This window comes from Ensifer sp. ENS06, from assembly GCF_014852205.1.
GTDB lineage: Bacteria > Pseudomonadota > Alphaproteobacteria > Rhizobiales > Rhizobiaceae > Ensifer > Ensifer adhaerens.
In genome coordinates this window covers 1,011,930-1,036,717 of record NZ_JACVBC010000001.1, presented here as the reverse complement: position 1 = coordinate 1,036,717, position 24,788 = coordinate 1,011,930, and the positions used below count along the sequence as shown (strand labels likewise).

Sequence of the window (24,788 nt, the reverse complement as noted above, 5' to 3'; positions counted from 1 at the left end):
TCATCTTGATGAAAATTATATCACTCCAAGAGATCGAGAAAAGCACCCATCTTTTCAGTGAACGGCAATGCCGCCCACAAAAAGGAAACCGAAATGACCAAGGTGCTCGTGCTCTACTATTCCTCCTACGGCCACATCGAGACCATGGCGAAGGCCGTCGCCGAGGGTGCGCGCACCGCCGGCGCCACCGTCGCGCTCAAGCGCGTGCCGGAAATCGTCCCGGAAGCCGTGGCCGTCAAGGCCGGCTACAAGCGCAACCACGATGCGCCGGTGGCAACAATCGCCGAACTGCCCGATTATGACGCGATCATCATCGGCACGCCGACACGCTTCGGCAACATGGCCGCCCAGATGAAGAACTTTCTCGACCAGGCGGGTGGGATCTGGGCGCGCGATGCCCTGGTCGGGCGCATCGGCAGCGTTTTTACCTCGACCGGAAGCCAGCATGGCGGCCAGGAATCGACGATACTCGCGACGCATACCGTGCTGCTGCATCTCGGCATGGTGATCACCGGCCTTCCCTACAGCTTCAAAGGCCAGATGCGCATGGACGAAATCACCGGCGGATCACCCTATGGCGCCTCGACGCTGGCCGATGACGGCAACGGCGGCGACCGGCAGCCGAGCGCCAACGAACTGGAAGGCGCACGCTTCCAGGGGCGCCACGTGGCGGAACTGGCAACAGCGCTGGTTGCCGGACGCACCCGCGTTGCGGAGATCGCCTGATGGCCATGGCCGCAGCCTTTGTTCGCGAAAGAACCGATTGGTCGGGCGTGATGACCGTTGTTGCGGCCGGCGTGGTCGCGGCGATGCAGGTGGGCAAGGGGCTGATTGCCGGCCCGCTGCTTCAGTCCGATCTTGGGCTCGACCTCTCCGCCCTCGGCTGGATCACCTCCGTCTTCGCCGTAGTAGGTGTCGTCGGGGGCATGGCAGCCGGCGCGTTCGTCACAGCTGTCGGCGACCGGCGCCTGCTTGGCATCGGCATGGCGCTGCTGGCGTTCGGTTCCTTTGCCGGCGCGGCGAGCCCAGCATTCACGCTGCTTCTGCTGTCGCGCATCATCGAGGGCTTCGGCTTTCTGCTTGTCGTCGTCGCCGGCCCCGCCATCCTCATGCGTCTGGTGACGCAGGAGCGCCGCGACCTCGTCTTTGCGCTCTGGAGCTGTTTCATGCCCGCGGGCATGGCGATCGCCATGCTGACGGGGCCTGCCTTTGCCGGTTGGCAGGCGATCTGGTGGAGCAATGGGCTGCTCACGCTTGTGAGCCTCGCCTCCATCTTCCTGGCCGTGTCGCCACCCCGGCAAACGCCCCGTGTCGCCACCCGCTTCCGGGATGATGCCGCGGAAACGCTGACGAGCCGCGGGCCCGTGCTGCTCTTCGCGCTGTTTTCGCTCTACAGCCTGATGAGCTTCACGCTTTCCAGCTTTCTGCCGATCCTGCTGATCGAGCGCCTGCAGGTCTCGCTTGGAACCGTTGGCCTGTTGAGCGCCATCATCACGCTGGTGAACGTCTTCGGCAATCTGGCCGCCGGCCATCTTCTGTCCCGCGGTTTCGCCCGCGGCAGACTGGTCGCAAGCGCCGCGCTGCTGACCGGCGTATCCGGCCTTTGGATCTTCCTGAGCCCTTCAGGCGGACATCTGATCCTGGCGCTCTGCCTCCTGTTTTCCGCGATCGGCGGGCTCATTCCGGCGACGCTGATCTCATCGGTGCCGCTCCTGTCGCCACGTCCGGCGCTTGCGCCGATGGCGATGGGCCTGCTGATGCAGGGCAGCAATCTCGGGCAACTCGTCGGCCCCGTCGCGGTCGGAACCGCGATCGAACGCTACGGATGGACATCGGGTGCGGCTTTTATCGGCGCCAGTGCCGTTCTTTGCATCGGGCTGACGCCCACACTCGAACGGACGCTACGGGAAAGCAGGCCGGAACGCTGACGGCCGCCGCAGGCAACAAAAAACCCACCGGCAGACGCCGGTGGGCTTCGTTTTTTAGATTCGAGTTGCCGGTATCAGACGAACTGGCTGAGACCCGGAACCGAAGCGACGACTTCGTCGACCACGTCTGCGCCGGCCTTCTCCTTGGCGAACGCGATGGTTTCCTTTGCAAGTCCGGTGATTTCACCCATGCCGAGGCCCTGGCTCATCAGCTGCTGGCCGAGCGCCATGACGCCGCCACCACCGATCGCCGACATCAGACCGCCGAGCAGGCCGCCGCCGCCGGTGCCTTCGCCGTTGTACTGAGCGATCAGTTCGGACGCGCCCGGGATCGCTTCAATCATCTGGGCAACCGGACCGTCGGCGGCTTCGCGCTGCAGGAAGCCGAGGATCATGCCGACAGCCTTTTCGGCGGTTGCCGGCTCGATGCCGACATTTTCAGCAACGCGCGTGACCAGTTCATTCATGGAGAAACTCCCTCATTTTGGATTTTTGACGTTGACGTCAAGGTAAATGATCGCCCACCAAATAACAAGCCGTGAGCCGTGACTATCGACCTATCGATATCGCCGCATTCCGGTCGCGGATAGGCACAGCCTTGTTGCCGGGCGCAACCGCACCACCTATAACAGAAATCCAGGCACATTTCGATGACGGCGCGCCCCTGCGACACTGCGAACCGCCCGCTTTCATTGATGAAACGGAGATGAAGCCCACATGTTGGAAGAAGGCAAGCTCTTTATCGGCACCAGCCGCAAGCCTGATGATTCGATCAACAAGGGCGAGTATCTGGAGCTCAAGTTCGGCAATCGACACGGCCTGGTCACCGGCGCCACCGGCACCGGCAAGACGATCACCCTGCAGGTGCTTGCCGAAGGCTTTTCCAACGCTGGCGTCCCGGTCTTCTGCGCCGACGTCAAGGGCGACCTCTCCGGCATCGGCGCGATCGGCGAGGCCAAGGATTTCATCCTGAAGCGTGCCGAACAGATCGGCCTGCCGACCAATCCTTACGAGTTTCAGGAATTCCCGGTCATCTTCTGGGATATCTACGGCGAGAAGGGCCATCGCGTTCGCACCACCATGTCGGAGATGGGCCCGCTGCTCCTGTCGCGGCTTATGAACGCGACCGACGCGCAGGAAGGCGTGCTCAACATCGCCTTCAAGATCGCCGATGAGGGCGGACTGCCGCTGCTCGACCTCAAGGATCTGCAGGCGCTGCTCAACTACATGGGCGACAATGCCAGCACGCTCTCCAATCAGTTCGGTTTCATTTCCAAGTCCTCGGTCGGCTCGCTTCAGCGCGAGCTGCTGATCCTCGAACAGCAGGGCGCCGAACATTTCTTCGGCGAGCCGGCGCTGAAGATTTCCGACATCATGCGCACCACCAATGACGGCCGCGGCGCGATCTCGGTGCTGGCGGCCGACAAGCTGATGATGAACCCGCGGCTCTACGCCACCTTCCTGCTCTGGCTACTGTCGGAACTGTTCGAGGAGCTGCCGGAAGTGGGCGACCCGGACAAGCCGAAGCTGGTCTTCTTCTTCGACGAGGCGCATCTGCTCTTCAACGACGCGCCGAAGGCACTGATCGAGCGCGTTGAACAGGTCGTGCGCCTCATCCGCTCCAAGGGCGTCGGCGTCTATTTCGTCACCCAGAACCCGCTCGACGTGCCCGACACGGTTCTCGGTCAGCTCGGAAACCGCGTTCAGCACGCGCTGCGCGCCTATACGCCGCGCGACCAGAAGGCGGTGAAGACCGCCGCCGACACCTTCCGCCCGAACCCGGATTTCGACTGCGCCACGGTGATCACCAATCTCGGCACCGGCGAGGCTCTGGTCTCCACGCTCGAAGGCAAGGGCGCGCCCTCGATGGTCGAGCGTACGCTGGTGCGACCGCCACAGTCCCGCGTCGGTCCCCTGACGGAGGCCGAACGGAAGAAGGTCATGGACGTCAGCCCGGTCCGTGAGCTTTACGATGAGGATTTCGACCGTGAATCGGCCTACGAAATTCTGGCAGCGCGCGCCAAAAAGGCAGCCGACGCACAGGCCGAGGCACAGTCTCAGGCCGAGCAGCAGACGAGCGAGGCGAGCACCGGCGGCAGCCGCTGGACGCTGCCGGGCTTTGGCGACGACGATCAGGCGGCACCGGCCGGCAAGCAGGCGCGCCCGCGCAGCTCCGGCTACCAGCGCGAGACGGTCGTCGAAGCGGCGATGAAATCGGTCGCCCGCACAGTCGCGACCCAGGTCGGCCGCGCCCTGGTGCGCGGCATCCTCGGCAGCCTTAGCCGACGCTAACCAAGACCGGCCGACGCGGCCCATCCATTCCCACGCGCCCTGACCAAATCAGGGCGCGTCGTCATTTCTGGAACATCCGCATGGATGTGAAGGATTCAATCGGCGCCATCCTCAAGGACGGCGACAATGTCACCCTGATCAGAGACCTGAAAGGCAAGGGAACCGCGACGACGCTGAAGCGCGGGACGATGGTCAAGCGCATCCTCCCCCGATGAAGTCGAGTGCCGCGTCGAAAAGACCAAGGGTCGGGTGATGCGCACCGAATTTCTGAAGAAGGCTTAAGGCCCGCGCGGGATGCCGGAACGGCACGGCGAAATGACTCGACGGCCCGCCGTGCCGATCAATGCCGTGTCTTGTCAATGCCGTGTGTTGGGGAGGGTGAAGCGCTCAAGCGGCGCCCGCTCACCGCAACGGCGGCCCGCTGGGTGGCGGCGTATTCGTCCGTCAACTCCAGCAGAGCCAAGGCGATCTCGTCCCAATGCCACCCTACCCGCTCGGCGAGATCCGTCAGCAGTTGGAACTCCTCGCGCAATGCGGTCGCGCATTCGAGCTCTCGCTGCGCAAGCGCGCAGGTTCTGGTTTTCGGCCTGGCGATCATCCTATTTTACCTCCTGCTCATCAACTCCTCAGCCCGAGCATAGGTTCCAGCAGCTCCCAGTCGAAGCATAGGTTCCCGCGCCGCGGCAGGGGAACCAATCGGTCGCCGGACCGTTGGCTAGGGACAGGAGGTACTGTCATGAAGAAAATCATCCTAGCCGGTTTTGTGGCAAGCCTTGCCTTTTCCGGCGTCGCCCTGGCTCAGACCACGACGGTCATCGTTCCCGGCGAGGTCAAAACCTACGTCCTTCAGCAAACCAGCCCATCCGTGACCTATGACGGCACTGTCGTCGTGGGCGAACCCCTGCCCGACACGGTCGAGGTCTACCCGATCCCGCAGCAACCGACCTACGGCTATGTCGTCGTCAACCAGCAAAGGGTGCTGGTTGATCCGCAGAGCAGGCGGGTCATCGAGGTTTTGCAGTAGACCGGCACAGCATGCCTGAAAAAAGAAGCCCGACGGAGACCGCCGGGCTTCTTTCAACAGGGGATCTGAGAGAACTCAATCTGAGAAACTCACGCGACGGTCAGCTTGACGTCGATGTTGCCCTTGGTTGCATGGCTGTAGGGGCAAACGATATGCGCCTTCTGGACGAGATCTTCGAGCACGGCCTTGTCGACGCCCGGCGAAGTGATTTCGAGCGCAGCATCGATGCCGAAGCCGGTGCCATCCTCGCGCGGACCAATGCCGACGGTTCCCGTCACCGTGGTGTCTTCCGGAAGCTTTACCTTCTCCTTGCCGGCCACGAATTTCAGCGCGCCGAGGAAGCAGGCCGAGTAGCCGGCTGCAAAGAGCTGCTCGGGATTGGTGCCGCGGGCGCCGTCGCCGCCAAGTTCCTTCGGAACGGTGAGCGTGACGTCGAGCACGCCGTCGGCGCTTTTGGCCTGGCCGGCGCGGCCACCGGTTGCGGATGCAGTGGTGCGGTAAAGAATGGGCATTGGCGGGGTCTCCTTTGCGTTTCCTGAGTGAATGCGATTTAGATAGCGCAAAATTCAATTGTACGCAAATTAATTTTGCAAATTGCATTTCGAGCGTCTTTTTGCGACAATGGCGCATGACGAACAAGGCGGCACATAGCGACACCATTCCCGAGGAAGCACTCGCGCTCGGCAAGCAGCTGTGTTTTGCGGTCTACTCTGCGGCGCATGCATTCAACCGCGCCTACAAGCCGCTGCTCGATCGTTTCGGCCTCACCTATCCCCAATATCTCGTGCTCCTGGCGCTCTGGCAACAGGACGAGATGACGGTCAAGCGGATCGGCGAGGAGATCGGTCTGGATTCAGGCACGTTGTCGCCGCTTCTCAAGCGCCTGGAGGCAGCCGGTTATGTCGGTCGCCAGCGCGACCCGAGCGACGAACGTCAGGTGATCGTGCGGCTGACGGACAAGGGCCAGGACCTGAAAAACGAGGCCTTCGGCATCCTGATCGGCATCAGCAAGGCCTCGGGATGCAGCCTGAAGCAAGCAGAAGACATTCGCGAGACGCTGCATCAGCTGACGCGGCAGCTCAATGCCGGCCCCGGCGAGGATTGACCGACCTGCCTTCCGCTCCACGCGGTGGGTGCTGTGCGGAAACGTGAGGGGCGGATATCCGTCCCTGACCGTCATCAGATAACGAGGATCGGCGCCTTGCCGCGGACGCGATCGTAGAGATCCATGACATCCTGGTTGAGCATGCGCACGCAGCCCGACGAGACCGCCTTGCCGATCGACTTCCATTCCGGCGTGCCGTGAACTCGGTAAAGCGTGTCCTGGCCGTTCTGGAAGATGTAGAGCGCGCGCGAACCAAGCGGATTGTTGAGGCCTGGGGCCATACCGCCGTTCTGGGCCGAATAGGGCTTTAGCTGTGGCTGGCGGGCGACCATGCTGTCCGGCGGGGTCCAGCGCGGCCACTTCTGTTTCCACTGGATGACGCCGCGACCCGACCAGGCAAAACCCTCGCGACCGAGGCCGACGCCGTAACGCAGCGCCCGGCCACCCGGCTGGATCAGATAGAGGTAGCGGTCGCCGGTATCGACGACGATCGTGCCCGGCTGCTCGCCGAAGGGATCGCTGACCTCCTGGCGGTAGAAGCGCGCGTCGATCTGGCGATAGGGAATTTCCGGCACCTGATAGCCACTGTCGCTCACAGAGGCATAGATGTCCGAGACATAGAGGCCCTGCGGCGGAAGACCGGTTGGAACTGGCCCTGGGCCATCCTGCCTTTCATAGATGCCTTCGGCGCGCGGATCGGTAAACCGTCCCTCGACCGCTGGATTGCGGAACACCGGCGCCGTCTCATAGCGAAAGACATCCGTGTTCATCGACGAAGTGCAGCTCGCAAGACCGGCGGAGGCGAGCGCCACGCCGGACGAGCGAAGAAACTGGCGACGGGAGAAAAGGACTGAAGAGGACATCGAACTCTGGGGGCTTGAGTGCGGCATGAGGAGTGCTGCATGAATTTGCTTAACGAAATGCTACGCACAGCCCCCACGGATTGGGGCGATGCTTGCATTTACGGCTGGAACGAAGCTTGCGTCGCGAGGGTGGCAGGGCTCAAACGCTGTGGATACTGAACCGCGGCTGCAGCATCAGCGCCTCGAAATCCGGAGCCGAGAGCGGCCGGCTGAAGAAGTAGCCCTGAATTTCGTCGCAACCGCTCTGGCGCAGGAATTCCACCTGGGCCTGGTTTTCCACACCCTCGGCAATGACACGAAGGCCGAGGTTCCGCGCAAGCGAAATGATCGCGGCGGTGATCGCGTTGTCGTCGAGATCCGTCGGAATGTCGGCGACGAAGGACCGGTCGATCTTCAGTCGGCGCACCGGGAAGCGCTTGAGCGCGCTCAAGCTCGAATAGCCGGTGCCGAAATCATCGATCGCCAGGTGCACCCCGATCGCCTGCAGCTCGTGCATGGTGGCGATCGCGCCAGGGACATCCTGCATGATCAGGCTCTCGGTCAGTTCCAGTTCGAGGCAGAACGGGTCAAGCCCGGTCTCTGTGAGAATTGCCGCGACATGGGCGGCCCAGTTGCGCTCACGGAACTGGCGCGCCGAAACGTTGACACTGATGATCAGCGGCGGCAGGCCGGCATCCTGCCAGGCCCTGGCCTGGCGGCAGGCCGCGCGCAGCACCCAGTCGCCGATCGGCACGATCAGCCCGGTTTCCTCGGCGAGCGGAATGAACGCCGCCGGCGAGACCGTGCCGCGTTCGGGGTGGCGCCAGCGCAGCAAGGCTTCGGCCGCGAAAACGCGGCCAGTCGCCAGATTCATCTGCGGCTGGAACTGCAGGAAGAACTCTTGCCGCGCGAGCGCCTGGCGCAGCTCCTCCTGCTGCTTGAGCTTCTCATGCGCCTTGGCGGCCATCTCTTCGGTGAAGACCTGCAGGTTGTTGCGGCCGAGCTCCTTGGCCCGGTACATCGCCATGTCGGCATTGGCGAGCAGTTCGCCGACCGTCTTGCCCTGATTGGGAAAACAGGCGACCCCCATGCTGCAGGTGACCTGCAGGCTGCGGCCCTCGATCTGCATCGGCGCGGCGATCGCTCGCCGGATATCCTCGAGCCGAGCCAGCACGATATCGCGCTCGCAGGGAAGCCCGTTCAAAAGCAGGATGAATTCATCGCCGCCGACCCGCACGACCATGTCGGACTTACGCACCGAAGCGCGCATGCGCGAGGCCGTGACCTTCAAGAGTTCGTCGCCGGCGGCGTGGCCGAGCGTATCGTTGACCAGCTTGAAATTGTCGAGATCGAGGAAGGCGAGCACCGCCCACTGGCCGCTGCCGCGCAGGGCTTCCAGCGCCTCGGCGACCTGTTCCTCGAACTGTGCGCGGTTGGGCAGACCGGTCAGCGCGTCGTGGTGCGCCATGAAGCTGATGCGATCGTCCGCCTGCTTGCGCTCGATCGCGATGCCGGCGAGATGCGCCGCCATGGCGATCAGTTCCTTTTGTCCGTCGTCGGGCACGCCGACGACATCGGAATAGAGCGCGAAGGTGCCGAGCACCTTGCGCTCACGCGAATGGATCGGGGTCGACCAACAGGAGCGGAAGCCGTAGGGAAGCACCAGCTCGCGATAATCGTCCCAGAGCGGATCGACCTGAATATCCGAGACGATCACCTGCTCGCCGCGCCAGGCGGCCGTGCCGCAGGAGCCCATGCGCGGGCCGATCTCGACGCCGTGGATGGTCGCGCAATAGGCCTCGTCGAGGCTTGGCGCTGCGCCGTGGAAGAGATAGCGGCCATCGGGCGACAGCAGCAGCACCGAGCCCTTGATGCCCGGCATCAAGGCTTCGATCAACAGGATCATGTCGCGGAAGAAGGCGTCGAGCGGCCGGCCGTTGGCGATCATCTCAAGCAGGCGCGCCTGCCCTTCGAGCAGCCGCTCGGCCGCCTTGCGGTCGGAGATGTCACGCGAAACGCCGACGATGCCGACGATCTTGCCGCTCTTGTTGCGCAGCGGCACCTTGGAGGTCATCAGCCAGCGATCGCGGCCCTTGCTAACGATGGCCCGTTCCTCGATGCCGAAGATCGGCTCGCCGGTTTCGATGACGCGACGCTCAATGTCGGCAATCGCCTTGGCCATCTGCGGCGGATGGAGATCGAAATCGGTCTTGCCGACGATATCCTTCATGGCTTCGAGCCCGTTGTCGGCAACCGTCACCTGATTGGCGATCAGGAACCGCCCCTCCACATCCTTGGCGTAGATGTAGTCCGGCACGTGGTTGATGATCGTCTCCAACCAGTAGTGGCGATCGGCGATATCGGGTTCGCTCGGAAAGATGCGCGCGACCTCCTCGGCCAGCCGATTGCTGGCGTCGATCAGGCGGCGCGTTTCCGCGTTGCCGCCGGCATTGAGAGCGGCATATCGCGGATTGCGGGACGTGTTCTTCGCCAAGCAAGGCCTCCCGACGCTCTTCGCCGCGTCGCTGGTCGATCTTTCCCCACTTCACGTTAGACGAGCAAGAGTTAGCTCTTCCTAAATAACTGTAGAAAAATCGTGTAGAGGTTGCAACGGTCAAGTTGCAAGAGGCGATAGAAGGGGTGGATGACGCCACCCCTTAATGCCCGTTCAGGACAACCGTCGGCGCACCGGTGCAACGCGCATCAGCAATTGATCGACGATCACCATGACGACGATCGCGATGCCCGTCAACGGAAACGCCAGCCCGAAGACAATGGCCATGAGCCACAAGCCCACATAGACGCTGCGCCGCGGCGGCATCGGGGGCACGCCGATGCGTCCCGCCGGGCGCCGCTTCCACCACATGATGACGGCGGAAAGGGAAACGAGCACGATAGAAATGCAGGCGGCCAGCATCAGGAGCTGGTTGAAGCGCCCCCATTCCTGCCCCTTGTGCACGTTGATGCTCCATTCGATGGCCTTGCCGAACGCCGGGTAATCGCCAAAGGAAATGTCGACGAGCGGCTTGCCGGAATATTGATCGATATGGATCGTGCGCTCCCGCGCAAGGTCGGCGGGAAAGATGGCGGCCGTATAGACGGCAGTCTCGTCGAGCGGGATCGCGAGCTCGTAGCCGGGCAGCATGCCCTCAGCATCCGCGATCGCGACGGCGCGATCGATCCCGATCGGCTCGCCCGCGCCACCGCTGGACGCCGGAACCGGCGCGTTTTCCATCAGCCAATTGGCCCTGGGCAGCACGTCGGTCGACACCTTGCTGGAGGTCGGGACCTCATCCCAAAGCGCTGCCGGATAGCCGAGCCCCATCGCCGTCAGCTTGCCGTTGACCGTTGCACCCCAATAGCCGGACCACAGAAGCCCGGAGAAGGCGAGAAAGACGATCAGCAGGCCGGCGCCGATACCGGTCACCGCATGGAGATCGCGCCAGAACACCCGGCGTGCCGGCGTGCCGCGCACGGTCAACACACCGCCGGTCTGCTGGCGCGGCCACCAGAGATAGATGCCGGTGAAGACCAACAGGATGGCAAAGCCCGCAACGATCTCGATGCTTGTTTCGACCGACTTGCCGAAATAATCGAGGCTGTGCAGGTCCTCGACCACCTGGTTGAACTCCTCCGATGGCGCGACCCGGTCGAGGATCGAGCCGGTGTAGGGATCGACGAAGACCAGCATGCGCGCCTTGCCGATGCCGACGGTGACGCGTGCGGAGCGATCCGCACCGGCCGGCGTGCGATAGGACACGGCAGCGCTGCCCGGCACGGACTCCACCGCCGTCGCGACGATCGCCGAGGGCGACATCCGTTCGGCGCCCACTGGCACGACGTTGCGGTAGGCAAAGACGGTATCGTCGATCTCGTCGTTGAACAGATAAAGCCCCCCGGTCAGCGCCAGGCTGATCATAAAGGGGATGACGAGCAGGCCGGCAAAGAAGTGCCAGCGCCAGATGGCACGGTAGAGCGAGATGCCGCGCTCTGTGGCCGCGGGGCTGTCCACGGCATTGGTGAAGGATGCGGTTGTCATGGTTTTCTCCGGGAAGGACCGTTTGCACGGCTTCGCCTCTTGGTAATCGGGACGACCGCCGATCACGGCAATGCGCGTCGAAGAGCGACGCCCCAAGGCCAATCAGCTGTCGTTCAAGCGCGTATCAGGCGGAGAAAACCGTTGGTGGCGCCCTTGGCCCTGCTCCGGTTAAGAGCACCGAGCGAACGAAACCAAAATCGCCGGCCGGAACGGAAAGCGGGCGCGCGCGGGCTTGCGACGGCAAGACGATCGGGTAAGGCGCCGGCAGGTCGGCGGGCGCAACCAGGCAGCAGGACTGGCAGCCGTGGCCCTTCGTGCCACCTTTTCCATCGGGATCGTCGTGGCCAGAGAGGCAAAGATCGGCAAGGCTGCCATCCGGGAGGACGTAGGCGATCGCATCCGGCGACCGCGGCATGGCGGCGGCCGGTTGCTGGATCAAGGCCGAAACGACGAGGACCAGCGCGCAAAGCATGCGCGCCGCCAAGTTCGTCAACCGATCCCCTAAAAGCCTTGCCAAACGCATCCCCAAATCGACGTGCGACAGCTAAAGATCTGCGTCCGCAAACGCAAGTCGGCAAAGCGCCGCACGGACCATCAAAAGATTTCATGTGTGCTATCAGCGCCGCCCGCTTCCGTCACTCCCGGTGCTTGCCTAAGACAGGCGACAACACAGGACGGGAGGAACACGGCATGCTGACGATCTATGGGGTTTATCGCTCGCGCGCATCGCGCAATTACTGGATGGCGCGGGAACTCGGCATCCCTTTCCAATCGGTACCGGTCATCCAGGCACGCCGCGTCGCCGATCCGTTGGCTGCTGATGCGCCGATCAACACCAAGTCGCTCGCCTTCCTCGCCGTCAATCCGATGGGGCTGATCCCGGCGATCGAGGATGATGGCGTGGTGCTGACGGAATCGCTTGCCAACAATCTCTATCTCGCGCGCAAGTATGGCGGCCCACTGGCGCCTGCCGATATCGCCGAGGAAGGCTTGATCGGCAACTGGACGATGTGGGCGGCGACCGAGGTCGAGCCGCACACCGTCGAGATCATCCTGACCTACGACTACGGCGCCGAGAACACGGATGAAGGCAAGGCGATGATCGCCAGATGCGTGACGTCGCTCGACAAGGTCTTTGCCCGCATGGAAAGCCACCTCGACGGACGCGACTATCTCGTCGGCGATCGCTTCACCGTCGCCGACCTCAATCTTGCGGAGGTCTTCCGCTACGCCATGAGCCAGACGCAGCTGTTCGACAAGCATCCGCGGGTTTCGGCCTGGCTTGCCCGTTGCCATGCCCGCCCGGCCTTCAAGGCGATGATGGAAGAACGCCTGAAAGAACTGGCGGACTGAGCGGTCAATAAGGGGGGGCCTCCCTGCGATCAGCCCATGGTCGCCGCGTCGAAGCGAACGCGCGGCGCCTTGATGTCGAGCAGGCGCATGCCCTCCTCCACCTCATCACGAACCCAGCGCTTGAACGCCTTGGCGGCCTTGCTTTCGCGCCGTGACGGCGCGCTGACGAAGTAGTGGCCGAAGCCCGTCGGCACCCGGATGCCGAACGGTACCACAAGGCTGCCCTGCGCGATCGCAAAGCCGGCGAGTGTCTGCCAGGCGAGCATCACCCCCTGGCCGGAGATCGCGGCATCGAGCACCAGCGACGCCTCATTGAAGGTGTGGCGCACGTTCACTTCCGCGCCCGAGAGCCCGACTTCGCGGAGCCACACCTCCCAGCTGAACATCGAATGGCCGTCAATAACAGCGGGCAGTTTTAGAATATCTGCAGGCTTCCGAAGCCCTTCGGCCATGGCCGGCGAACAGACCGGAAAAACCTCCTGCTGCAACAGCGGCTCGGATTTCACGCCCGGCCACTCGCCCGTACCAACGCGAATGCCGACATCCATATCCGACGTGTCGAGATTGACGAGCTTTGTGGTCGCGTCGATGCGCAGGCGAATGTCGGGATGGCGTTCGGCAAAACGGTTGAGCCGATAGACCAGCCAGCGGGCGGCAAAGACCGGCGCGACCGAGATGGTCAGCACCGACTCGTCGCGGCGGCGCGCTGAAGCCACGGCCTCTGCCAGCTCGTGAAAGGCGTTGCTGATGCGCGCGAGGAAGCGCTGGCCGAAATCGGTGGGCACGAGGCCGCGCGGGGTGCGCTCGAACAACACGCGGCCGAGCTGGGCCTCCGCCTTGGCAATCTGCTGGCTGACGGCGCCAGGGGTCACGCCCAATTCGTCCGCCGCGGCGGCCAGCGATCCCAGCCTGCCGGCAGCCTCGACGGCGCGCAGCCCGTTCAAATGTACCGTGTTCAAATCTCTCATATAGTTTTTCTAAACACGATCTCTGCCATTCTCAATTGAAAAGATGACAGGACAGGCGGATCATCCAAGCATCGAAAGGATGGTCCGCCATGTTGAGGCTTCTCTCGAAACTGACGCCGCTCAAAACATCCGACGACCGAAAGGACGACGCGCCGCTCGCCTGGGCGCGCGATCCGCTGCAGCATCCGGATCTCGAACGGATGGATGGGCGCGAACTCGGTGACCTGCCCTTCCCGGGCTGGCCGTGGCCACGCATGGCGGACTGCACCGGCAGCCGCCTCTAGGACCTGCGGCTTTGAAGCTGCACTATGATATGCTGGCCGGATGAGCGACGATCTCGAGCGCAACTTCATCCGTGTCGTCAGGCTGGCGGAGGCCGCAGGCCTGCCCGAAGTGACGATCGGCACGTCCTACGGTACGCCGGCGCTGCTGGTGAAAGACAAGAGTTTTGTGCGCATGAAGGATGGCGAGACGCTGGTCGTCATGTGCGCGCTCGAAGAAAAGGAAATGCTGCTGGAGCTCGACCCGGGGCTCTACTTTCAAACGGATCACTACAAGGGCTGGCCCGCTATGCTGGTGCGGCTTTCGGAAATCGACGACCAAAGCCTAACCGGGCGGCTGGTTGCCGCCTGGCGCGAGAAGGCGCCAAGGCGGCTCGCCGCGAGCTTCCTCGAGCCAGGTCAGGCTCTGCCGCCGACCTTGTAGACCAGGCAGACCTTGCCACCATCCAGTCGCTTCACGTTATCGAGCTGCACATGATGGCGCTCCGCCACGGTGTCGAACAGCGCCTTGCCCTTGCCGACCACGAGCGGGTGGATGGTGAGACGCAGTTCGTCGATCAGGCCGTGGTCCATCAGGCTCGACACCGTGCGCGCGCCGCCGACGACATAGATAGTGCGGCCCGGCGCCTGCCTGAGCGTCTCGATTTCGGAGACGTCGCGCACGATCCTGGCGTTTTCCCATTCGACGTCGGAACGGGTTTTCGAGAGGACATAATGCTGCGTGCCAAGCGCAAAGTCCGCGTATTCGATTTCTTCGGGCGTCGGCAACTGGCCGGTGAACTCCAGCGGCGCATGCGGGTCGCGCTTGATCGCGCTCCAATACTGCTCGTAGCCCGAATACATGCCGTTCCCCAGGACGCAGGCGTCGATCTCGGGCAGGACGTCGAACGTATCCGACCAGGAATCGACCCAGTCCGTATAGCCATCCGGCCCGTCGATCAGACCGTCGATGGACATCTGCATGCCTGCAACCACCTTGCGCATCATCATTGTCTCCCTGTTGGCGTTACACGCCAAGGACGCGCGGCAGACAGGAAGCCCGACATCCCAGGCAAAATAATCCTGGCTACGCGGGGGACGTCGCCCAACGGACGGCTCTTCCATTTCCAAGCCAGCGCCTATACCGGTTAAGCGAACAGCCGGACAGGTATTTCCATGATCGTTCGCAACCGCCCCACCCTTTTGAAACTCTTCTTCATCCTCCGGGGTTCGGTCATCCAGCGGATCTTTCCGCAAGTGCTGTTCGTCTTTGCGCTCTCCGCCTTCGTCGTCTGGGCGCACCGCGTCGATCCCGGCCTGGTGCCGAGCGTCAGCAGCGGCCCCTTCGCGTTGCTCGGCATCGCGCTCTCCGTGTTTCTCGGCTTCCGCAACAATGCCTGCTACGACCGCTGGTGGGAGGCGCGGAAGGACTGGGGACAGTTGATCTTCACCGCACGCGACCTCGCCCGCCAGACGCTGATCCTTGCCGGAACCGAGCGGCAGCGCCTGCTCGACATCACGATCGCCTTTGGCCACGCACTGGTCTGCCATCTGCGGCCGGGAAGCGATGTCGGCAGACCGCTAGCGCGGCTGCCGACAGATCTCGTTGCCGGCTACAAGGCAAGCCGCAACGGACCGGACTTTCTGCTGCGCGAAATGGGCGGCATTCTCGCCGGACTGCACGGAACCGGCACGATCAGCGACTTTCAGTGGGCGCAGCTGGATGGCACGCTCGGCAAGATGTCGGCCATGCTTGCGGCCTGCGAGCGGATCCGCAACACCCCCGTGCCGTTCGGCTATACGCTGCTCCTGCACCGCACCGCCTATCTCTTCTGCTTTCTGCTGCCCTTCGGCTTTGCCGATGCGCTCGGCTGGGCGACGCCCTTCGTCACCGCGCTTGTCGCATACACCTTCTTCGGCCTCGACGCGCTCGGCGACGAGCTGGAGGAGCCGTTCGGCGTGTTGCCGAACGACTTGCCGATCGTTGCGCTTGCCGAGACCATCGAAATCAACCTGCGCGAGGCGCTGGGCGAGACCAACCTTCCACCTCTACCGCAGCCGAAGAACTACATCCTGATGTAGCCGCAACTGCCGAGGCGTCAGACCTTCAGCATCGCCAGCACCCGGGCGACGGCTGGACGTGCGGTCATGCGGTTGCGATGATCGACGATTTTTGGGAAGCGCGCGGGATCCACACCGTCCGACTCGATCCAGCCGGCGACGGTGAAGAGATAGGGATCGGCGATCGAATAGCTGTCGCCAAAAACGAACGGCCCTTCGAACATCTTGCTTTCGATCAGTTCGTAGCAGGCGGTCATGTTGGAGGCGACCTTGGCCTTCATCGCCTCATGCGCGGCCGGATCGTCGGCCCAGCGTGCGCCACGGCGGCCATGGGCGTGGGCAATATGCACCGTCGAGCAGAGGTAATTCAGAAACGACTGCAACTGCGCGAAGGCGAAGGCGTCGTTCGCCGGAGCGAGCTTCGCAGCTGGAAAGGCCTGCGCGATATAGGTCAGGATTGCCGGCGTTTCGGTGATGACGCCCCTGTCGGTCACGAGCGCTGGGACCCGCGCCTTCGGGTTCACCGCGAGATAGTCGGGCTTGGTCTGCTCGGCTGTCGAAAAATCGACACGGCGCGCCTCGTATTCGGCGCCCGCTTCTTCCAGCGCGATATGCGAAGCCAGTGAACAGGTTGCGGGGGCGTAGAACAGTTTCAACACTTTGAGCTCTCCTCTGCGATCATGCGGACCGGTTGACGTGATGTCGATGGACCGAACCGGCTCTGTCAATTCCATGGATAGAAGCGGCATGCGCGCGGAGAACCGCACGCTTCCTGCCGTGTCGCTCCAAAGCAAAGACCGGCTGCAGAAGAAAGGAAGTCACCCCGATTGACAAGCAGAAGTGGCAAGGCGCCACAGATCGCTGCCGTCCGCCGTCGTTTAGGGGTGCCCGGCAGGCTACAACTGCCGGGCCTGCACGTTCACGCGACCAGCGGCTCGCTGCAGCCGGGTACGTCCTCCAGGCGATAATAGACGGGAATGCCGCGCTCGCGGGCAATGCGCACGTCGTTATCGGCCCCCTTGCTGTCGCCCGGCAGGCGCAGAACCGCCTCGCAAAGCGCCAGCAACCGGCCCGCCACAGGATGAAAAATCTCCTCATAGAGATCGTCACCGATCCGCGCACCGCCAGCCGCATGCCACACCGGCAGCGCCACCCACTCGCCGATCATCGGCACGTGGCCTGCCTTGAACAGCGCATAGGACGGCTCTTCCAGCCGCTTCAGGTTGGCGGCCATTTTCGCCGGGTCGTCCCCGGTTCCCGAACGATAGGGGCCTGCGATCAAGATCAGCATTTTCTCTCCCGAGATGCTATGAACGATCCAGATTATTCTGGAATAATCGTGATATTTCGTGCAATATCGTGAAGAGTCAAGGAGACATTTCATGCTGACGATACAGAGGCGGGCTTTGATTTCGGCGCGGCTGGCGCGAGATGGCGAGGTCGTCGCCAAGCGCATGGCTGACGAGTTGGACCTGTCCGAGGACACGATCCGGCGCGATCTGCGCGAAATGGCGGCGGAGGGACTGCTGAAGCGCGTGCACGGCGGCGCGCTGCCTCTGGTGCCGCCGCTGCCCAACTTTGCGGCGCGTCAGGAGATCGCCGGCGACGTCAAACGCCGGCTCGGACGAAAGGCGGCTGCGATGATCGAAGCCGGTCAGACAATCTTTCTCGATGGCGGCACCAGCAATGCAGAGATTGCCCGGGCGATGTCGCGCGACATGCGGCTGACCGTCGTCACCCACAGCCCGACGATCGCCGCCGAACTCGAGCGCCACGAAGCGGAGGTTATCCTGATCGGCGGGCGGCTCTACAAGCATTCGATGGTCGCGACGGGAGCAGCAGCGCTTGCAGCGATTGCCGGCATCCGAGCCGACCTGTTCTTCCTCGGCGTCACCGCCATTCACCCGGCCCACGGTGTTTCAACCGGCGACTTCGAGGAGGCGGCCGTCAAGCGGGCGATCCTCGGCCAGGCCGCGGAAACCTACGTGCTCGCAACGGTGGAAAAATTCGATGCGGTCTCGCCGCACCACGTGGCCGCGATCCCTGAGCTCTCGGGCTTCATCGTTCCCAACGAGATCAGCGACGGCATGCTCGCCCCTTATGACGGCACGGACATTGCGATCATCGGCGCTTGATGGCGCACTGCGCCGACAGCGGAACGTCGGGAAAGTGAGCGGGCCGAGACGGCCCGCCACAGTTCAGGCGGCGAAAGCGTCGGTCACTCTGACGTCGCCGACATGGATGCCGTTCCAGTTGTGCATGGAATGGTTGGCCTGCGCCATCAGCGCCGCGTGCAGCTCGGGCTCGTCCCTGAAGAAGCGGGCAAGCGTTGCCGCGACCATGGCTTCGGCAGCCCGGGTCGTACCATCTTCGCACTTCAAAGCGATCGCGATGCCTTTTTCCGGAATGGCGGCGCAGAACACACCTTCCGCCCCGGTCTTGGCAAAGATGCGGCCGGGCGCCGTCTTCATCAGCCGCGTGCAGGCGCGCTTGGTGCCAGCAACGAAGAAGGGTTCGGCCATGCAGGCCTCGATCAGCCGCCGCGAGACGCGGGCGCGCTCGGCTTCAAGGCCGACGCCGGTCGCCATCTTCGCGAAACCGTGTGCGAGCCCCTTCAGCGGCACCGCATAGGTCGGGATCGAGCAGCCGTCGACGCCGCAATTGTCCTTGGCAAGGATCGCGCCCGTCAGGCTTTCCATAGCGCCGCGGATTTCGCGCTGCAGCGGATGGTCGTAGCCGACATAACCCTTCACCTCCGTGCCCGAATGGCAGCAGGCACAGATGAAGCCGGAATGTTTGCCGGAGCAATTGTTGTGCAGCGCCGTCGGCGCTTCCAGGCTGCGGGCCTGGCCGATCAGGGTCTTCTGGTCGGACGACCAATGGGCGCCGCATTCGAGCGCCGAGACATCGCGGCCTGCGGCGGCCAGCATCTTGGCGGCCAGTTCCACATGTTCCGGCTCACCGGAATGGGACGAACAGGCAAGCGCCAGTTCCCGGTTGCCGAAGCCGTAGGCGTCGGCCGCGCCGCTTTCCATCAGCGGCAGCGCCTGCATCGCCTTGCAGGCCGAGCGCGGGAAGACGGCGCTGTCGGTTTCGCCCAGCGAGAAGACGGTCCGGCCGTCGCCGTCGACGGCAATGACCACGCCGCGGTGGCGGCTTTCGACGAGGTTTCCGCGGGTAACTTCGACGAGAACGGGATTTGACATGCCTTGCCCTCAAATATCCGAAATTGCTCCGTGCATTTAGCAGGATTTTACCGGCAAGGAACGGAGTTTTCATGAAATTCGCCCGCAGGCTGGCCGCTGCTTTTCTCGTCATCTACCTGCTGCCGGCGTTGGCCTCGGCCGGCTGGTGGTACATGCAGGACCGGCCGCAAAGCTGGCGCGACGCCGATTGGTCCTCGGCCGGGATCCTGCCGAAGGCAACGGAAAGCGCGGACGCGGCGATCTACGTGTTCTCGGCGACCACGGGCGGCATGAAGGGTGCTGTCGCGAGCCACGCCTGGATCGTGACCAAGAATGAGGGCGCTGCCACCTACGATCGCTACGACAAGGTCGGCTGGGGCAAACCGATCCGCAGGAACGGCTATCCGGCGGATGCACGCTGGTACTCGAACGAGCCGCGGCTGGTCGTCTCGGTGACCGGCGCTGACGCCACGCGGCTGATCCCGAAGATCGAGGCGGCGATCGCCAGCTACCCTTACGCTTCGCCTGGCGGCTACCGGATCTGGCCCGGCCCGAACTCCAACACCTTCGTCGCCCACGTGCTGCGAACCGTACCGGAACTCGGCGCCGTGCTGCCGCCGGACGCAGTCGGCCGCGACTATCTGCCGGAGGGAAAGCTGTTCCAGATCGATGCCGACGGGCGCGACCTGCACGCGACGCTCTATGGCCTGGCCGGTATCTCCGCGGGTGTTCGCAGCGGCCTCGAGCTGCATTTCTTCGGCCTTGTCGCCGGTTTCGACTTCGCCAGTCCCGGCATCAAGGTTCCGGCGATCGGACGCATCGGCATATGATGGTCCAGGCTTGACGGGCCATCGCTTAGGTTGAGCGCCGGTGGTTTGCATTGCATGGTGCGCCGGTCGAATCAGGAGGACGCGCCCGCATGCATGAAATACCGATCAGGAGCTTTGCTGTTTCGGTTGTCGTTCTCCGCCCGGCTGGGAGCACCTTCGAGGTTCTCCTTCTCAAGCGCACCGGAACACTTGCGGGAACCTGGTGCCAAGTCGCCGGCGCGATCGAAGCGAATGAAACGGCCTGGCAGGCGGGCCTGCGCGAAGTCGAGGAGGAAACGGGCCTGCGGCCCGACCGTTTCTATTCCGCCGACATCTGCGAGCAGTTTTACGAGGCCGACCGCAATGCCATCAGCCTGCTGCCCGTCTTCGTCAGCTTTGCAGCCAAGGGCGCCACGGTCCGGCTCAATGCCGAACACAGCGCGTTTCGCTGGGTGAGCTTTGACGAAGCGCTCCGCATGGTGCCCTTTGCCGGGCAAAGGAAAGTGCTGAAGCATATCCGGGACGAGTTCGTCGACAACGAACCGAACCCTTGGCTGCTGATCCAGGAAACGGCGCCGGTCGGATCGGCCGGTTAGGCGAGGCTTGATGCTGAGCCAAGTGCTAAAAATGGAAAAGGGCCGCGCGAGGCGACCCTTCCATGAGTTTTGGCCGTATGACTGGCCCGGGCTTCCAGACCCGAAGGAAGGCGGGGATTATGCCGAGGGCTGCCTCGACACCTTCACCTCTTCCATGCCCTTCACCAAGACCGAAATCTCATTAGACATTGGACCACCTTCCTTTCTGTTCGTTGCTGATGATTTGAAGGTAAGCGATCCACCAGCGATTACAAGGGCGACGATGGTCGAAGACGTTTTCCTCTTCGCCGCCGATCACAGGCCTGACGATCGTTCCGATCACAGGGACATGATGATCTTGCCGACATGGTCGCCCTGCTCCATCTGGCGATGGCCGTCGGCAACCGCGCTGAAGGGCAGGACGGAATGGATGACCGGCGCGACCTTGCCAGTTTCCAGCAGCGGCCAGACCTTCTCAACCAGACCGTCGCGGATCGCCTGCTTTTCCGCCGCAGTGCGCGGACGTAAGGCCGAGCCCATGACATGCAGCCGCTTGGTCAGGATCGGCGCGATGTTCGCCCCTTCAACCTTGGCGCCGCCGAGGAAGGCGATGATCGACAGACGGCCGTCCTTGGCGAGCGAACCGATGTTGCGGTCGAAATAGCGGCCGCCGACCATGTCGAGAATGACATCGACGCCACGCCCGCCGGTCTCTTCGAGAACGACCGTCTTGAAGTCCTCGTCGCGATAGTTGATCGCGCGCTTGGCGCCGAGCGCTTCGCAGGCGCGGCATTTCTCGGTGCTGCCGGCGGTGACGAAGACCTCGGCGCCGAAGGCCTTGGCGAGCTGGATCGCCGTCGTGCCGATGCCGCTGGAGCCGCCATGGATGAGGATGGTTTCGCCCGCTTTCAGCCCGGCCATATCGAAGACATTGGCCCAGACGGTGAAGAACGTTTCCGGCAGGGCGGCCGCCTTCACGGCGTCATAACCCCTAGGCCAGGCGAGCGCCTGGGTCGCGGGCACCGCCGTATATTCCGCATAGCCGCCGCCATTGGCGAGCGCGCAGACCTTGTCGCCGATCCGGAACCCTTTAGCCCCCTCGCGGAGCGCCACGACTTCGCCCGCCACTTCCAGGCCGAGGATCGGGCTTGCGCCCGGCGGCGGCGGATAGTCGCCCTTGCGCTGCAAAACGTCGGGACGGTTGATGCCCGCCGCCTCCACCCGAACGAGGATGTCGCCCGGCTTGAGCTCTGGCAACGGCCCCTTCGCGAGCACCATGTTTTCAGGCCCGCCCGGGGCTGGAAGGTCGATGAATTGCATTTCCAATGGAAGAGACATGGCACTACCTCGCGAATTCTCAAGGCGCATAGGTAGCGCCGGAAACGCGAGGCGAAAAGGCTGATTGTCGAACGAGCGGTCGTCGAAAGCGCAGCTCAGCCGCCGAGTGCATCCATGACAAGACCGGTATCGCTCGCCTTGGCGCGCGACTTGATCTCGGCGATGCGGGCGCTGACGGCCTGGGCGTCGGAGAAAACAAAGCCTTCGGGCAGCCCCAGGACGGCAATCGAGCAGCGCATCAGCGGAAAATCCTTCGCCGAGCCGTCACGGCCGTAGCCGCTGATGCGGCCCTCCGCCTGATGCTCCGGCGAATAGAGCTGGCCTACGTCGGAGCGAAAATCGTCGAGCAGGCGGTTCAGCACCGCTTCCAGCTCCTCGACCGAACAGCCGCTGACACCGACGAAGAAGTCGTCGCCGCCGACATGACCGAGGAATTTCTCCTCGCCGATGAAATGGCGGCGCAGCAGGGCGGCAAAGAGCGTGATCGCGAGATCGCCCTTCTGGAAACCGTAGGTATCGTTGAAGGGCTTGAAGTCGTCGAAATCGCAATAGCAGAAGTAACGCGCATGATCGCCGTCGAGGATCGCGTCCTGGACATAGTCGCGGATGGCGCGGTTGCCGGGCAGACCCGTCAGCGGATTCTGCTCCTGCGCCATCTTCAATTGTTTTTCGTTGATAATCTTCAAAAGCGACGAGGCCGAGAGCGTGCCGGCGTAGCGCATGTTCTCCGTCAGGATCAGGCAATCGCTGCCGTCCATTCCGGCGAAGATCTTCAGCATTTCATCCGCTGGCGTGTCGAGATCGGCGATCGGCGCCGGGCTGGCGAAGTGCGAAATCCGCCGCTGGTAGATCCGGTTCTTCAGGAGATCGCGGCCGAAAGGGTGATAGATCAACTCCTTGACGTGATACTCGTGCAGGATGCCGCGCGGCTCGCCATTGGCGTTCAGGACCGGGAAGAATCCCTGGCGCGGATTGCGCCGGAAGAGATCGAAGACGGAATCGAGTTCGTCACTTTCGCGAACGGTCGGCAGTTGCTCGATCTGCTTGCGGATCAGGATGCCGTCCAGCGTCGACGAGGACCGCCGGCTGGCGACGCTCTGGTCGAGATGCGGATAGGCAGGCAGAAGTTCGCTCAGATGCGTCGTCGGCCGGGCGACGTAATAACCCTGCACCAGATCGCAGCCGAGGTCGCGACAGGTCAGAAACTCCGCCTCCGTCTCCACACCTTCGGCGATCACCCGCGTGCCGAGCACATGGGCGGTGTTGACCGTGTGGCGGACGAGATGGCGCTTGCGGGCATCGGCCTCGATGCCCGAGACGAAGTGTCTGTCGATCTTCACATAGTCGACCGGCTGGTCGCAGAGCAGCTTCAGCCCGTTGAAGCCGGCGCCGAAATCGTCAATCGCCAGCTTGAAACCGGCAAGCCGGAGATCACGCACGAGGGCCGAGAAATCCGGCATCTTGCCGCCATCGAAGCGCTCGGAAAGCTCGAAACAGAGTGACGACGGGGCGATATTGGCGCGCTTCAAGTGGTTGACGAGGCGTTCGACGATGTCGCCTTCACCGCCAACGAGGCGTGAGTCGAAGTTGAGGAACAGCGTGCGTGCGGAATGATCGGGCAGCGTCGCAAAGCCGGCGACGGCGCGACTGTTGATCATGTGTTCGAGCGCCAGCAGCTGCCCTTCTTCTTCCGCCTTGTCGAGCAGCTCCAGCGGCGAGGCAAAGCCGAGTTTCTGAAAGCCGCGCATCAGGGATTCGTAGCCGAAGACGGTGCCGGTCGCCGCTTCTGCGATCGGCTGGAAGGCGGTTTCGATCACCAGCTTGGCGAGCGTTACGATCTGGTCGTCGCCGAACCGGCGCAACGAGAGAATTTCGGCGGGGGCGGCGGACATGCCGGGCTCCAGAAATATGGGACGGACGGTCGAACGCCGGCAGCATGGCCAGCAAGCGTCAACGAAGTCTTTCCCCATTATGAAGCTTTGATGAAAGCTATGTGACAGCCGCAACTGCGCCAATCAGATGCAAACACTCTAATGAAATCAGTAGTTTCATGAGCAAGTCCTGCGATCGGTCGGCGTCTGCCCCATCCTGACCGTCGCGCCAGGATGGTTCAGACGAGAACGAGCAATGTCAGGTATCCGGCACCGATGACCAGGCAGAGCGGACCGTAGATGCGACGGTCGAGCGTCACGAAGGGCTCCGTGCCGTGGCGTTGGTGGAACGCGGTGGTGAAGGCCAGGAGGCCACGGGCGACGAAGATGGCGGCAAGCCCCGCAAGGCCGACATGGCCGAGGATCGGCGGCAAAAGCCCTGCAAAGACGGGCGTCACGGACAATGGCAGGAGCGCCGCCGCAAAGAGGAGTACGACGACGACCAGCGTCAGCCAGACCGGCGGCATCGCCGACCGGTGCTTCGTGCCGACCACCGTGCGGACAAGCGTTTCTTCGTCGTCACAGGGCCAAAGTCCGCCGAACGCCCAGTAGGCATGCAGCCCGGCGATACCGGAAAGAACGAGGAAAAGCAGGATCGCGATTGCCGCCAACATGATGGGTTCCTTGCTTGCCTGTGGGCGGACCGCCTCAAGCGGTCACGGTTGACGGAGACCCTTTGCCCGACCGCACGCCGATCGCCGCAAGCGCGGCCATGAGGAGAAAGGCCGCCCATTGCGGCGTGGTCGAGAGAGAACCGAGATAGGCAAGCCCGTAGCCGATGAAGAGCACCGCATAGGCGAGATATTGCACGATCACCGCAGCGGCCAGCGGCGCACGGTAACGCCCGTTCACGGCGGCAAACAGCAGGGCGATACTGTTGATCAGGAGGATGGCGCTCGTCGCGTGCCAGAGAAGCGAGACATAGGTTTTAAGCAGCGCCGAGGGGCTGCTTGCAAGCAAAGGCACATGCACCTCCGGCCCGCCGGCAAAGAGATGAATGCCCGTTGTCGCCAGGGACAGGATGCCCGCTGCCAGAAGCCATTTGCTCATGCCTTCGCCTCCAATCTTCACCATACGG

At 63.3% G+C, this 24,788-nt stretch carries 28 protein-coding genes and 1 pseudogene; 13 read left to right on the top strand and 16 right to left on the bottom strand.

Annotated features, from left to right (window positions below):
• The first annotated feature begins 93 nt into the window (after positions 1-93).
• Positions 94-726: an NAD(P)H:quinone oxidoreductase gene (gene wrbA, locus IB279_RS05110; RefSeq protein ID WP_112975675.1), complete on the top strand. Its 633-nt coding sequence runs from the start codon at positions 94-96 to the stop codon at positions 724-726.
• A complete protein-coding gene (locus IB279_RS05105) occupies positions 726-1,928 on the top strand; it encodes a CynX/NimT family MFS transporter (RefSeq protein WP_210338587.1) in 1,203 nt (400 codons plus the stop codon). Before wrbA ends, IB279_RS05105 begins: the two co-directional genes overlap by 1 nt.
• Positions 1,929-2,002: 74 nt before the next feature.
• Here IB279_RS05105 and IB279_RS05100 read toward each other — a convergent pair whose 3' ends face one another.
• Positions 2,003-2,395 (bottom strand): hypothetical protein, encoded by a 393-nt coding sequence (locus IB279_RS05100; RefSeq protein WP_034789243.1) that lies wholly within the window; start codon positions 2,393-2,395, stop codon positions 2,003-2,005.
• A gap of 250 nt (positions 2,396-2,645) precedes the next feature.
• Between IB279_RS05100 and IB279_RS05095 the strand changes: the two genes are divergently transcribed.
• On the top strand, positions 2,646-4,220 hold the full coding sequence (locus tag IB279_RS05095) for a helicase HerA-like C-terminal domain-containing protein (RefSeq protein ID WP_060516251.1): 1,575 nt from the start codon (positions 2,646-2,648) through the stop codon (positions 4,218-4,220).
• Between the two features lie 80 nt (positions 4,221-4,300).
• Positions 4,301-4,502 (top strand): annotated as a pseudogene (locus IB279_RS05090) (PhnA domain-containing protein).
• Between the two features lie 58 nt (positions 4,503-4,560).
• On the opposite strand, the gene IB279_RS05085 reads toward IB279_RS05090, so the two are convergent.
• Positions 4,561-4,818, bottom strand: coding sequence for a hypothetical protein (locus tag IB279_RS05085; protein WP_060516252.1), 258 nt, complete (start codon positions 4,816-4,818; stop codon positions 4,561-4,563).
• A gap of 138 nt (positions 4,819-4,956) precedes the next feature.
• Between IB279_RS05085 and IB279_RS05080 the strand changes: the two genes are divergently transcribed.
• Positions 4,957-5,244 carry a DUF1236 domain-containing protein gene (locus tag IB279_RS05080; protein ID WP_060584245.1) on the top strand — a complete coding sequence of 96 codons (288 nt, stop codon included), beginning with the start codon at positions 4,957-4,959 and terminating at the stop codon, positions 5,242-5,244.
• Between the two features lie 89 nt (positions 5,245-5,333).
• Here the strand turns inward: IB279_RS05080 and IB279_RS05075 are convergent, their stop codons facing one another.
• Entirely contained in the window at positions 5,334-5,756 is a 423-nt protein-coding gene (locus IB279_RS05075; RefSeq protein WP_060603983.1) for an organic hydroperoxide resistance protein, read from the bottom strand.
• Positions 5,757-5,872: 116 nt separating this feature from the next.
• Between IB279_RS05075 and IB279_RS05070 the strand changes: the two genes are divergently transcribed.
• Positions 5,873-6,349: a MarR family winged helix-turn-helix transcriptional regulator gene (locus tag IB279_RS05070; protein WP_060584243.1), complete on the top strand. Its 477-nt coding sequence runs from the start codon at positions 5,873-5,875 to the stop codon at positions 6,347-6,349.
• 74 nt (positions 6,350-6,423) lie between these two features.
• On the opposite strand, the gene IB279_RS05065 is transcribed toward IB279_RS05070, so the two are convergent.
• The 4 genes from IB279_RS05065 to IB279_RS05050 form a co-directional block, all read right to left on the bottom strand.
• Entirely contained in the window at positions 6,424-7,212 is a 789-nt protein-coding gene (locus IB279_RS05065) for a L,D-transpeptidase family protein (protein WP_034789236.1), read from the bottom strand.
• A gap of 139 nt (positions 7,213-7,351) precedes the next feature.
• A complete protein-coding gene (locus IB279_RS05060; protein WP_192339112.1) occupies positions 7,352-9,685 on the bottom strand; it encodes a bifunctional diguanylate cyclase/phosphodiesterase in 2,334 nt (777 codons plus the stop codon).
• A gap of 174 nt (positions 9,686-9,859) precedes the next feature.
• Complete coding sequence (locus IB279_RS05055) at positions 9,860-11,230, bottom strand: PepSY domain-containing protein (RefSeq protein WP_192339111.1); 1,371 nt, start codon at positions 11,228-11,230, stop codon at positions 9,860-9,862.
• A 124-nt stretch (positions 11,231-11,354) separates the two neighbouring features.
• Entirely contained in the window at positions 11,355-11,723 is a 369-nt protein-coding gene (locus IB279_RS05050) for a hypothetical protein (protein ID WP_113187075.1), read from the bottom strand.
• Between the two features lie 197 nt (positions 11,724-11,920).
• Here IB279_RS05050 and IB279_RS05045 point away from each other — a divergent pair, with 197 nt between their 5' ends.
• Complete coding sequence (locus IB279_RS05045) at positions 11,921-12,583, top strand: glutathione S-transferase family protein (protein WP_090294718.1); 663 nt, start codon at positions 11,921-11,923, stop codon at positions 12,581-12,583.
• Positions 12,584-12,612: 29 nt separating this feature from the next.
• Here IB279_RS05045 and IB279_RS05040 read toward each other — a convergent pair whose 3' ends face one another.
• Positions 12,613-13,551: a LysR substrate-binding domain-containing protein gene (locus IB279_RS05040; RefSeq protein ID WP_192339110.1), complete on the bottom strand. Its 939-nt coding sequence runs from the start codon at positions 13,549-13,551 to the stop codon at positions 12,613-12,615.
• 89 nt (positions 13,552-13,640) lie between these two features.
• Here IB279_RS05040 and IB279_RS05035 point away from each other — a divergent pair, with 89 nt between their 5' ends.
• Positions 13,641-13,835 carry a hypothetical protein gene (locus tag IB279_RS05035; RefSeq protein WP_113187074.1) on the top strand — a complete coding sequence of 65 codons (195 nt, stop codon included), beginning with the start codon at positions 13,641-13,643 and terminating at the stop codon, positions 13,833-13,835.
• A gap of 40 nt (positions 13,836-13,875) precedes the next feature.
• Positions 13,876-14,256: an MmcQ/YjbR family DNA-binding protein gene (locus IB279_RS05030; protein WP_112975660.1), complete on the top strand. Its 381-nt coding sequence runs from the start codon at positions 13,876-13,878 to the stop codon at positions 14,254-14,256.
• Here IB279_RS05030 and IB279_RS05025 read toward each other — a convergent pair.
• Entirely contained in the window at positions 14,232-14,819 is a 588-nt protein-coding gene (locus IB279_RS05025) for a dihydrofolate reductase family protein (protein WP_210338586.1), read from the bottom strand. The genes IB279_RS05030 and IB279_RS05025 overlap by 25 nt on opposite strands.
• Before the next feature lie 168 nt (positions 14,820-14,987).
• On the opposite strand from IB279_RS05025, the gene IB279_RS05020 reads away from it, so the two are divergent.
• Positions 14,988-15,893 (top strand): bestrophin family protein, encoded by a 906-nt coding sequence (locus tag IB279_RS05020; protein ID WP_060516261.1) that lies wholly within the window; start codon positions 14,988-14,990, stop codon positions 15,891-15,893.
• A 17-nt stretch (positions 15,894-15,910) separates the two neighbouring features.
• On the opposite strand, the gene IB279_RS05015 is transcribed toward IB279_RS05020, so the two are convergent.
• Together IB279_RS05015 and IB279_RS05010 are read right to left on the bottom strand one after the other, a co-directional pair.
• A complete protein-coding gene (locus IB279_RS05015; protein ID WP_113187091.1) occupies positions 15,911-16,531 on the bottom strand; it encodes a glutathione S-transferase family protein in 621 nt (206 codons plus the stop codon).
• Between the two features lie 260 nt (positions 16,532-16,791).
• On the bottom strand, positions 16,792-17,163 hold the full coding sequence (locus IB279_RS05010) for a hypothetical protein (protein WP_060516262.1): 372 nt from the start codon (positions 17,161-17,163) through the stop codon (positions 16,792-16,794).
• A 91-nt stretch (positions 17,164-17,254) separates the two neighbouring features.
• Here IB279_RS05010 and IB279_RS05005 point away from each other — a divergent pair, with 91 nt between their 5' ends.
• On the top strand, positions 17,255-18,007 hold the full coding sequence (locus IB279_RS05005; protein WP_112975662.1) for a DeoR/GlpR family DNA-binding transcription regulator: 753 nt from the start codon (positions 17,255-17,257) through the stop codon (positions 18,005-18,007).
• A gap of 63 nt (positions 18,008-18,070) precedes the next feature.
• Here the strand turns inward: IB279_RS05005 and IB279_RS05000 are convergent, their stop codons facing one another.
• The gene (locus tag IB279_RS05000) at positions 18,071-19,078 is read right to left on the bottom strand and encodes an asparaginase (RefSeq protein WP_034789224.1); all 1,008 of its coding nucleotides are present in this window, start codon (positions 19,076-19,078) and stop codon (positions 18,071-18,073) included.
• A 71-nt stretch (positions 19,079-19,149) separates the two neighbouring features.
• On the opposite strand from IB279_RS05000, the gene IB279_RS04995 reads away from it, so the two are divergent.
• Both IB279_RS04995 and IB279_RS04990 read left to right on the top strand, forming a co-directional pair.
• A complete protein-coding gene (locus IB279_RS04995; RefSeq protein WP_113187073.1) occupies positions 19,150-19,887 on the top strand; it encodes a DUF3750 domain-containing protein in 738 nt (245 codons plus the stop codon).
• An 89-nt stretch (positions 19,888-19,976) separates the two neighbouring features.
• Positions 19,977-20,462, top strand: a complete 486-nt coding sequence (locus IB279_RS04990; RefSeq protein WP_112975665.1) for an NUDIX pyrophosphatase — start codon at positions 19,977-19,979, stop codon at positions 20,460-20,462.
• A gap of 318 nt (positions 20,463-20,780) precedes the next feature.
• Here the strand turns inward: IB279_RS04990 and IB279_RS04985 are convergent, their stop codons facing one another.
• The 4 genes from IB279_RS04985 to IB279_RS04970 form a co-directional block, all read right to left on the bottom strand.
• On the bottom strand, positions 20,781-21,779 hold the full coding sequence (locus IB279_RS04985) for an NAD(P)H-quinone oxidoreductase (RefSeq protein WP_113187072.1): 999 nt from the start codon (positions 21,777-21,779) through the stop codon (positions 20,781-20,783).
• Positions 21,780-21,874: 95 nt separating this feature from the next.
• Positions 21,875-23,671 carry a GGDEF domain-containing protein gene (locus tag IB279_RS04980; protein ID WP_034789215.1) on the bottom strand — a complete coding sequence of 599 codons (1,797 nt, stop codon included), beginning with the start codon at positions 23,669-23,671 and terminating at the stop codon, positions 21,875-21,877.
• Positions 23,672-23,889: 218 nt separating this feature from the next.
• On the bottom strand, positions 23,890-24,324 hold the full coding sequence (locus tag IB279_RS04975) for a DUF3995 domain-containing protein (protein WP_113187071.1): 435 nt from the start codon (positions 24,322-24,324) through the stop codon (positions 23,890-23,892).
• A 34-nt stretch (positions 24,325-24,358) separates the two neighbouring features.
• Positions 24,359-24,760, bottom strand: a complete 402-nt coding sequence (locus IB279_RS04970; protein WP_113135466.1) for a hypothetical protein — start codon at positions 24,758-24,760, stop codon at positions 24,359-24,361.
• Between the last annotated feature and the right edge of the window lie 28 nt (positions 24,761-24,788).

What these genes read in the sequence shown, in the direction of transcription:
- IB279_RS05085 (WP_060516252.1), bottom strand. Translation starts at nt 4,818, where the DNA reads ATGATCGCCAGGCCGAAAACCAGAACCTGCGCGCTTGCGCAGCGAGAG.
- IB279_RS04970 (WP_113135466.1), bottom strand. Translation starts at nt 24,760, where the DNA reads ATGAGCAAATGGCTTCTGGCAGCGGGCATCCTGTCCCTGGCGACAACG.
- IB279_RS05075 (WP_060603983.1), bottom strand. Translation starts at nt 5,756, where the DNA reads ATGCCCATTCTTTACCGCACCACTGCATCCGCAACCGGTGGCCGCGCC.
- IB279_RS05080 (WP_060584245.1), top strand. Translation starts at nt 4,957, where the DNA reads ATGAAGAAAATCATCCTAGCCGGTTTTGTGGCAAGCCTTGCCTTTTCC.
- IB279_RS05010 (WP_060516262.1), bottom strand. Translation starts at nt 17,163, where the DNA reads ATGCTGATCTTGATCGCAGGCCCCTATCGTTCGGGAACCGGGGACGAC.
- IB279_RS04980 (WP_034789215.1), bottom strand. Translation starts at nt 23,671, where the DNA reads ATGTCCGCCGCCCCCGCCGAAATTCTCTCGTTGCGCCGGTTCGGCGAC.
- IB279_RS05055 (WP_192339111.1), bottom strand. Translation starts at nt 11,230, where the DNA reads ATGACAACCGCATCCTTCACCAATGCCGTGGACAGCCCCGCGGCCACA.
- IB279_RS04995 (WP_113187073.1), top strand. Translation starts at nt 19,150, where the DNA reads ATGAAATTCGCCCGCAGGCTGGCCGCTGCTTTTCTCGTCATCTACCTG.
- IB279_RS05030 (WP_112975660.1), top strand. Translation starts at nt 13,876, where the DNA reads ATGAGCGACGATCTCGAGCGCAACTTCATCCGTGTCGTCAGGCTGGCG.
- IB279_RS05065 (WP_034789236.1), bottom strand. Translation starts at nt 7,212, where the DNA reads ATGTCCTCTTCAGTCCTTTTCTCCCGTCGCCAGTTTCTTCGCTCGTCC.
- IB279_RS04985 (WP_113187072.1), bottom strand. Translation starts at nt 21,779, where the DNA reads ATGTCTCTTCCATTGGAAATGCAATTCATCGACCTTCCAGCCCCGGGC.
- IB279_RS05105 (WP_210338587.1), top strand. Translation starts at nt 726, where the DNA reads ATGGCCATGGCCGCAGCCTTTGTTCGCGAAAGAACCGATTGGTCGGGC.
- IB279_RS04990 (WP_112975665.1), top strand. Translation starts at nt 19,977, where the DNA reads ATGCATGAAATACCGATCAGGAGCTTTGCTGTTTCGGTTGTCGTTCTC.
- IB279_RS05070 (WP_060584243.1), top strand. Translation starts at nt 5,873, where the DNA reads ATGACGAACAAGGCGGCACATAGCGACACCATTCCCGAGGAAGCACTC.
- IB279_RS05000 (WP_034789224.1), bottom strand. Translation starts at nt 19,078, where the DNA reads ATGTCAAATCCCGTTCTCGTCGAAGTTACCCGCGGAAACCTCGTCGAA.
- IB279_RS05005 (WP_112975662.1), top strand. Translation starts at nt 17,255, where the DNA reads ATGCTGACGATACAGAGGCGGGCTTTGATTTCGGCGCGGCTGGCGCGA.
- IB279_RS05040 (WP_192339110.1), bottom strand. Translation starts at nt 13,551, where the DNA reads ATGAGAGATTTGAACACGGTACATTTGAACGGGCTGCGCGCCGTCGAG.
- IB279_RS04975 (WP_113187071.1), bottom strand. Translation starts at nt 24,324, where the DNA reads ATGTTGGCGGCAATCGCGATCCTGCTTTTCCTCGTTCTTTCCGGTATC.
- wrbA (WP_112975675.1), top strand. Translation starts at nt 94, where the DNA reads ATGACCAAGGTGCTCGTGCTCTACTATTCCTCCTACGGCCACATCGAG.
- IB279_RS05095 (WP_060516251.1), top strand. Translation starts at nt 2,646, where the DNA reads ATGTTGGAAGAAGGCAAGCTCTTTATCGGCACCAGCCGCAAGCCTGAT.
- IB279_RS05100 (WP_034789243.1), bottom strand. Translation starts at nt 2,395, where the DNA reads ATGAATGAACTGGTCACGCGCGTTGCTGAAAATGTCGGCATCGAGCCG.
- IB279_RS05020 (WP_060516261.1), top strand. Translation starts at nt 14,988, where the DNA reads ATGATCGTTCGCAACCGCCCCACCCTTTTGAAACTCTTCTTCATCCTC.
- IB279_RS05025 (WP_210338586.1), bottom strand. Translation starts at nt 14,819, where the DNA reads ATGATGCGCAAGGTGGTTGCAGGCATGCAGATGTCCATCGACGGTCTG.
- IB279_RS05035 (WP_113187074.1), top strand. Translation starts at nt 13,641, where the DNA reads ATGTTGAGGCTTCTCTCGAAACTGACGCCGCTCAAAACATCCGACGAC.
- IB279_RS05045 (WP_090294718.1), top strand. Translation starts at nt 11,921, where the DNA reads ATGCTGACGATCTATGGGGTTTATCGCTCGCGCGCATCGCGCAATTAC.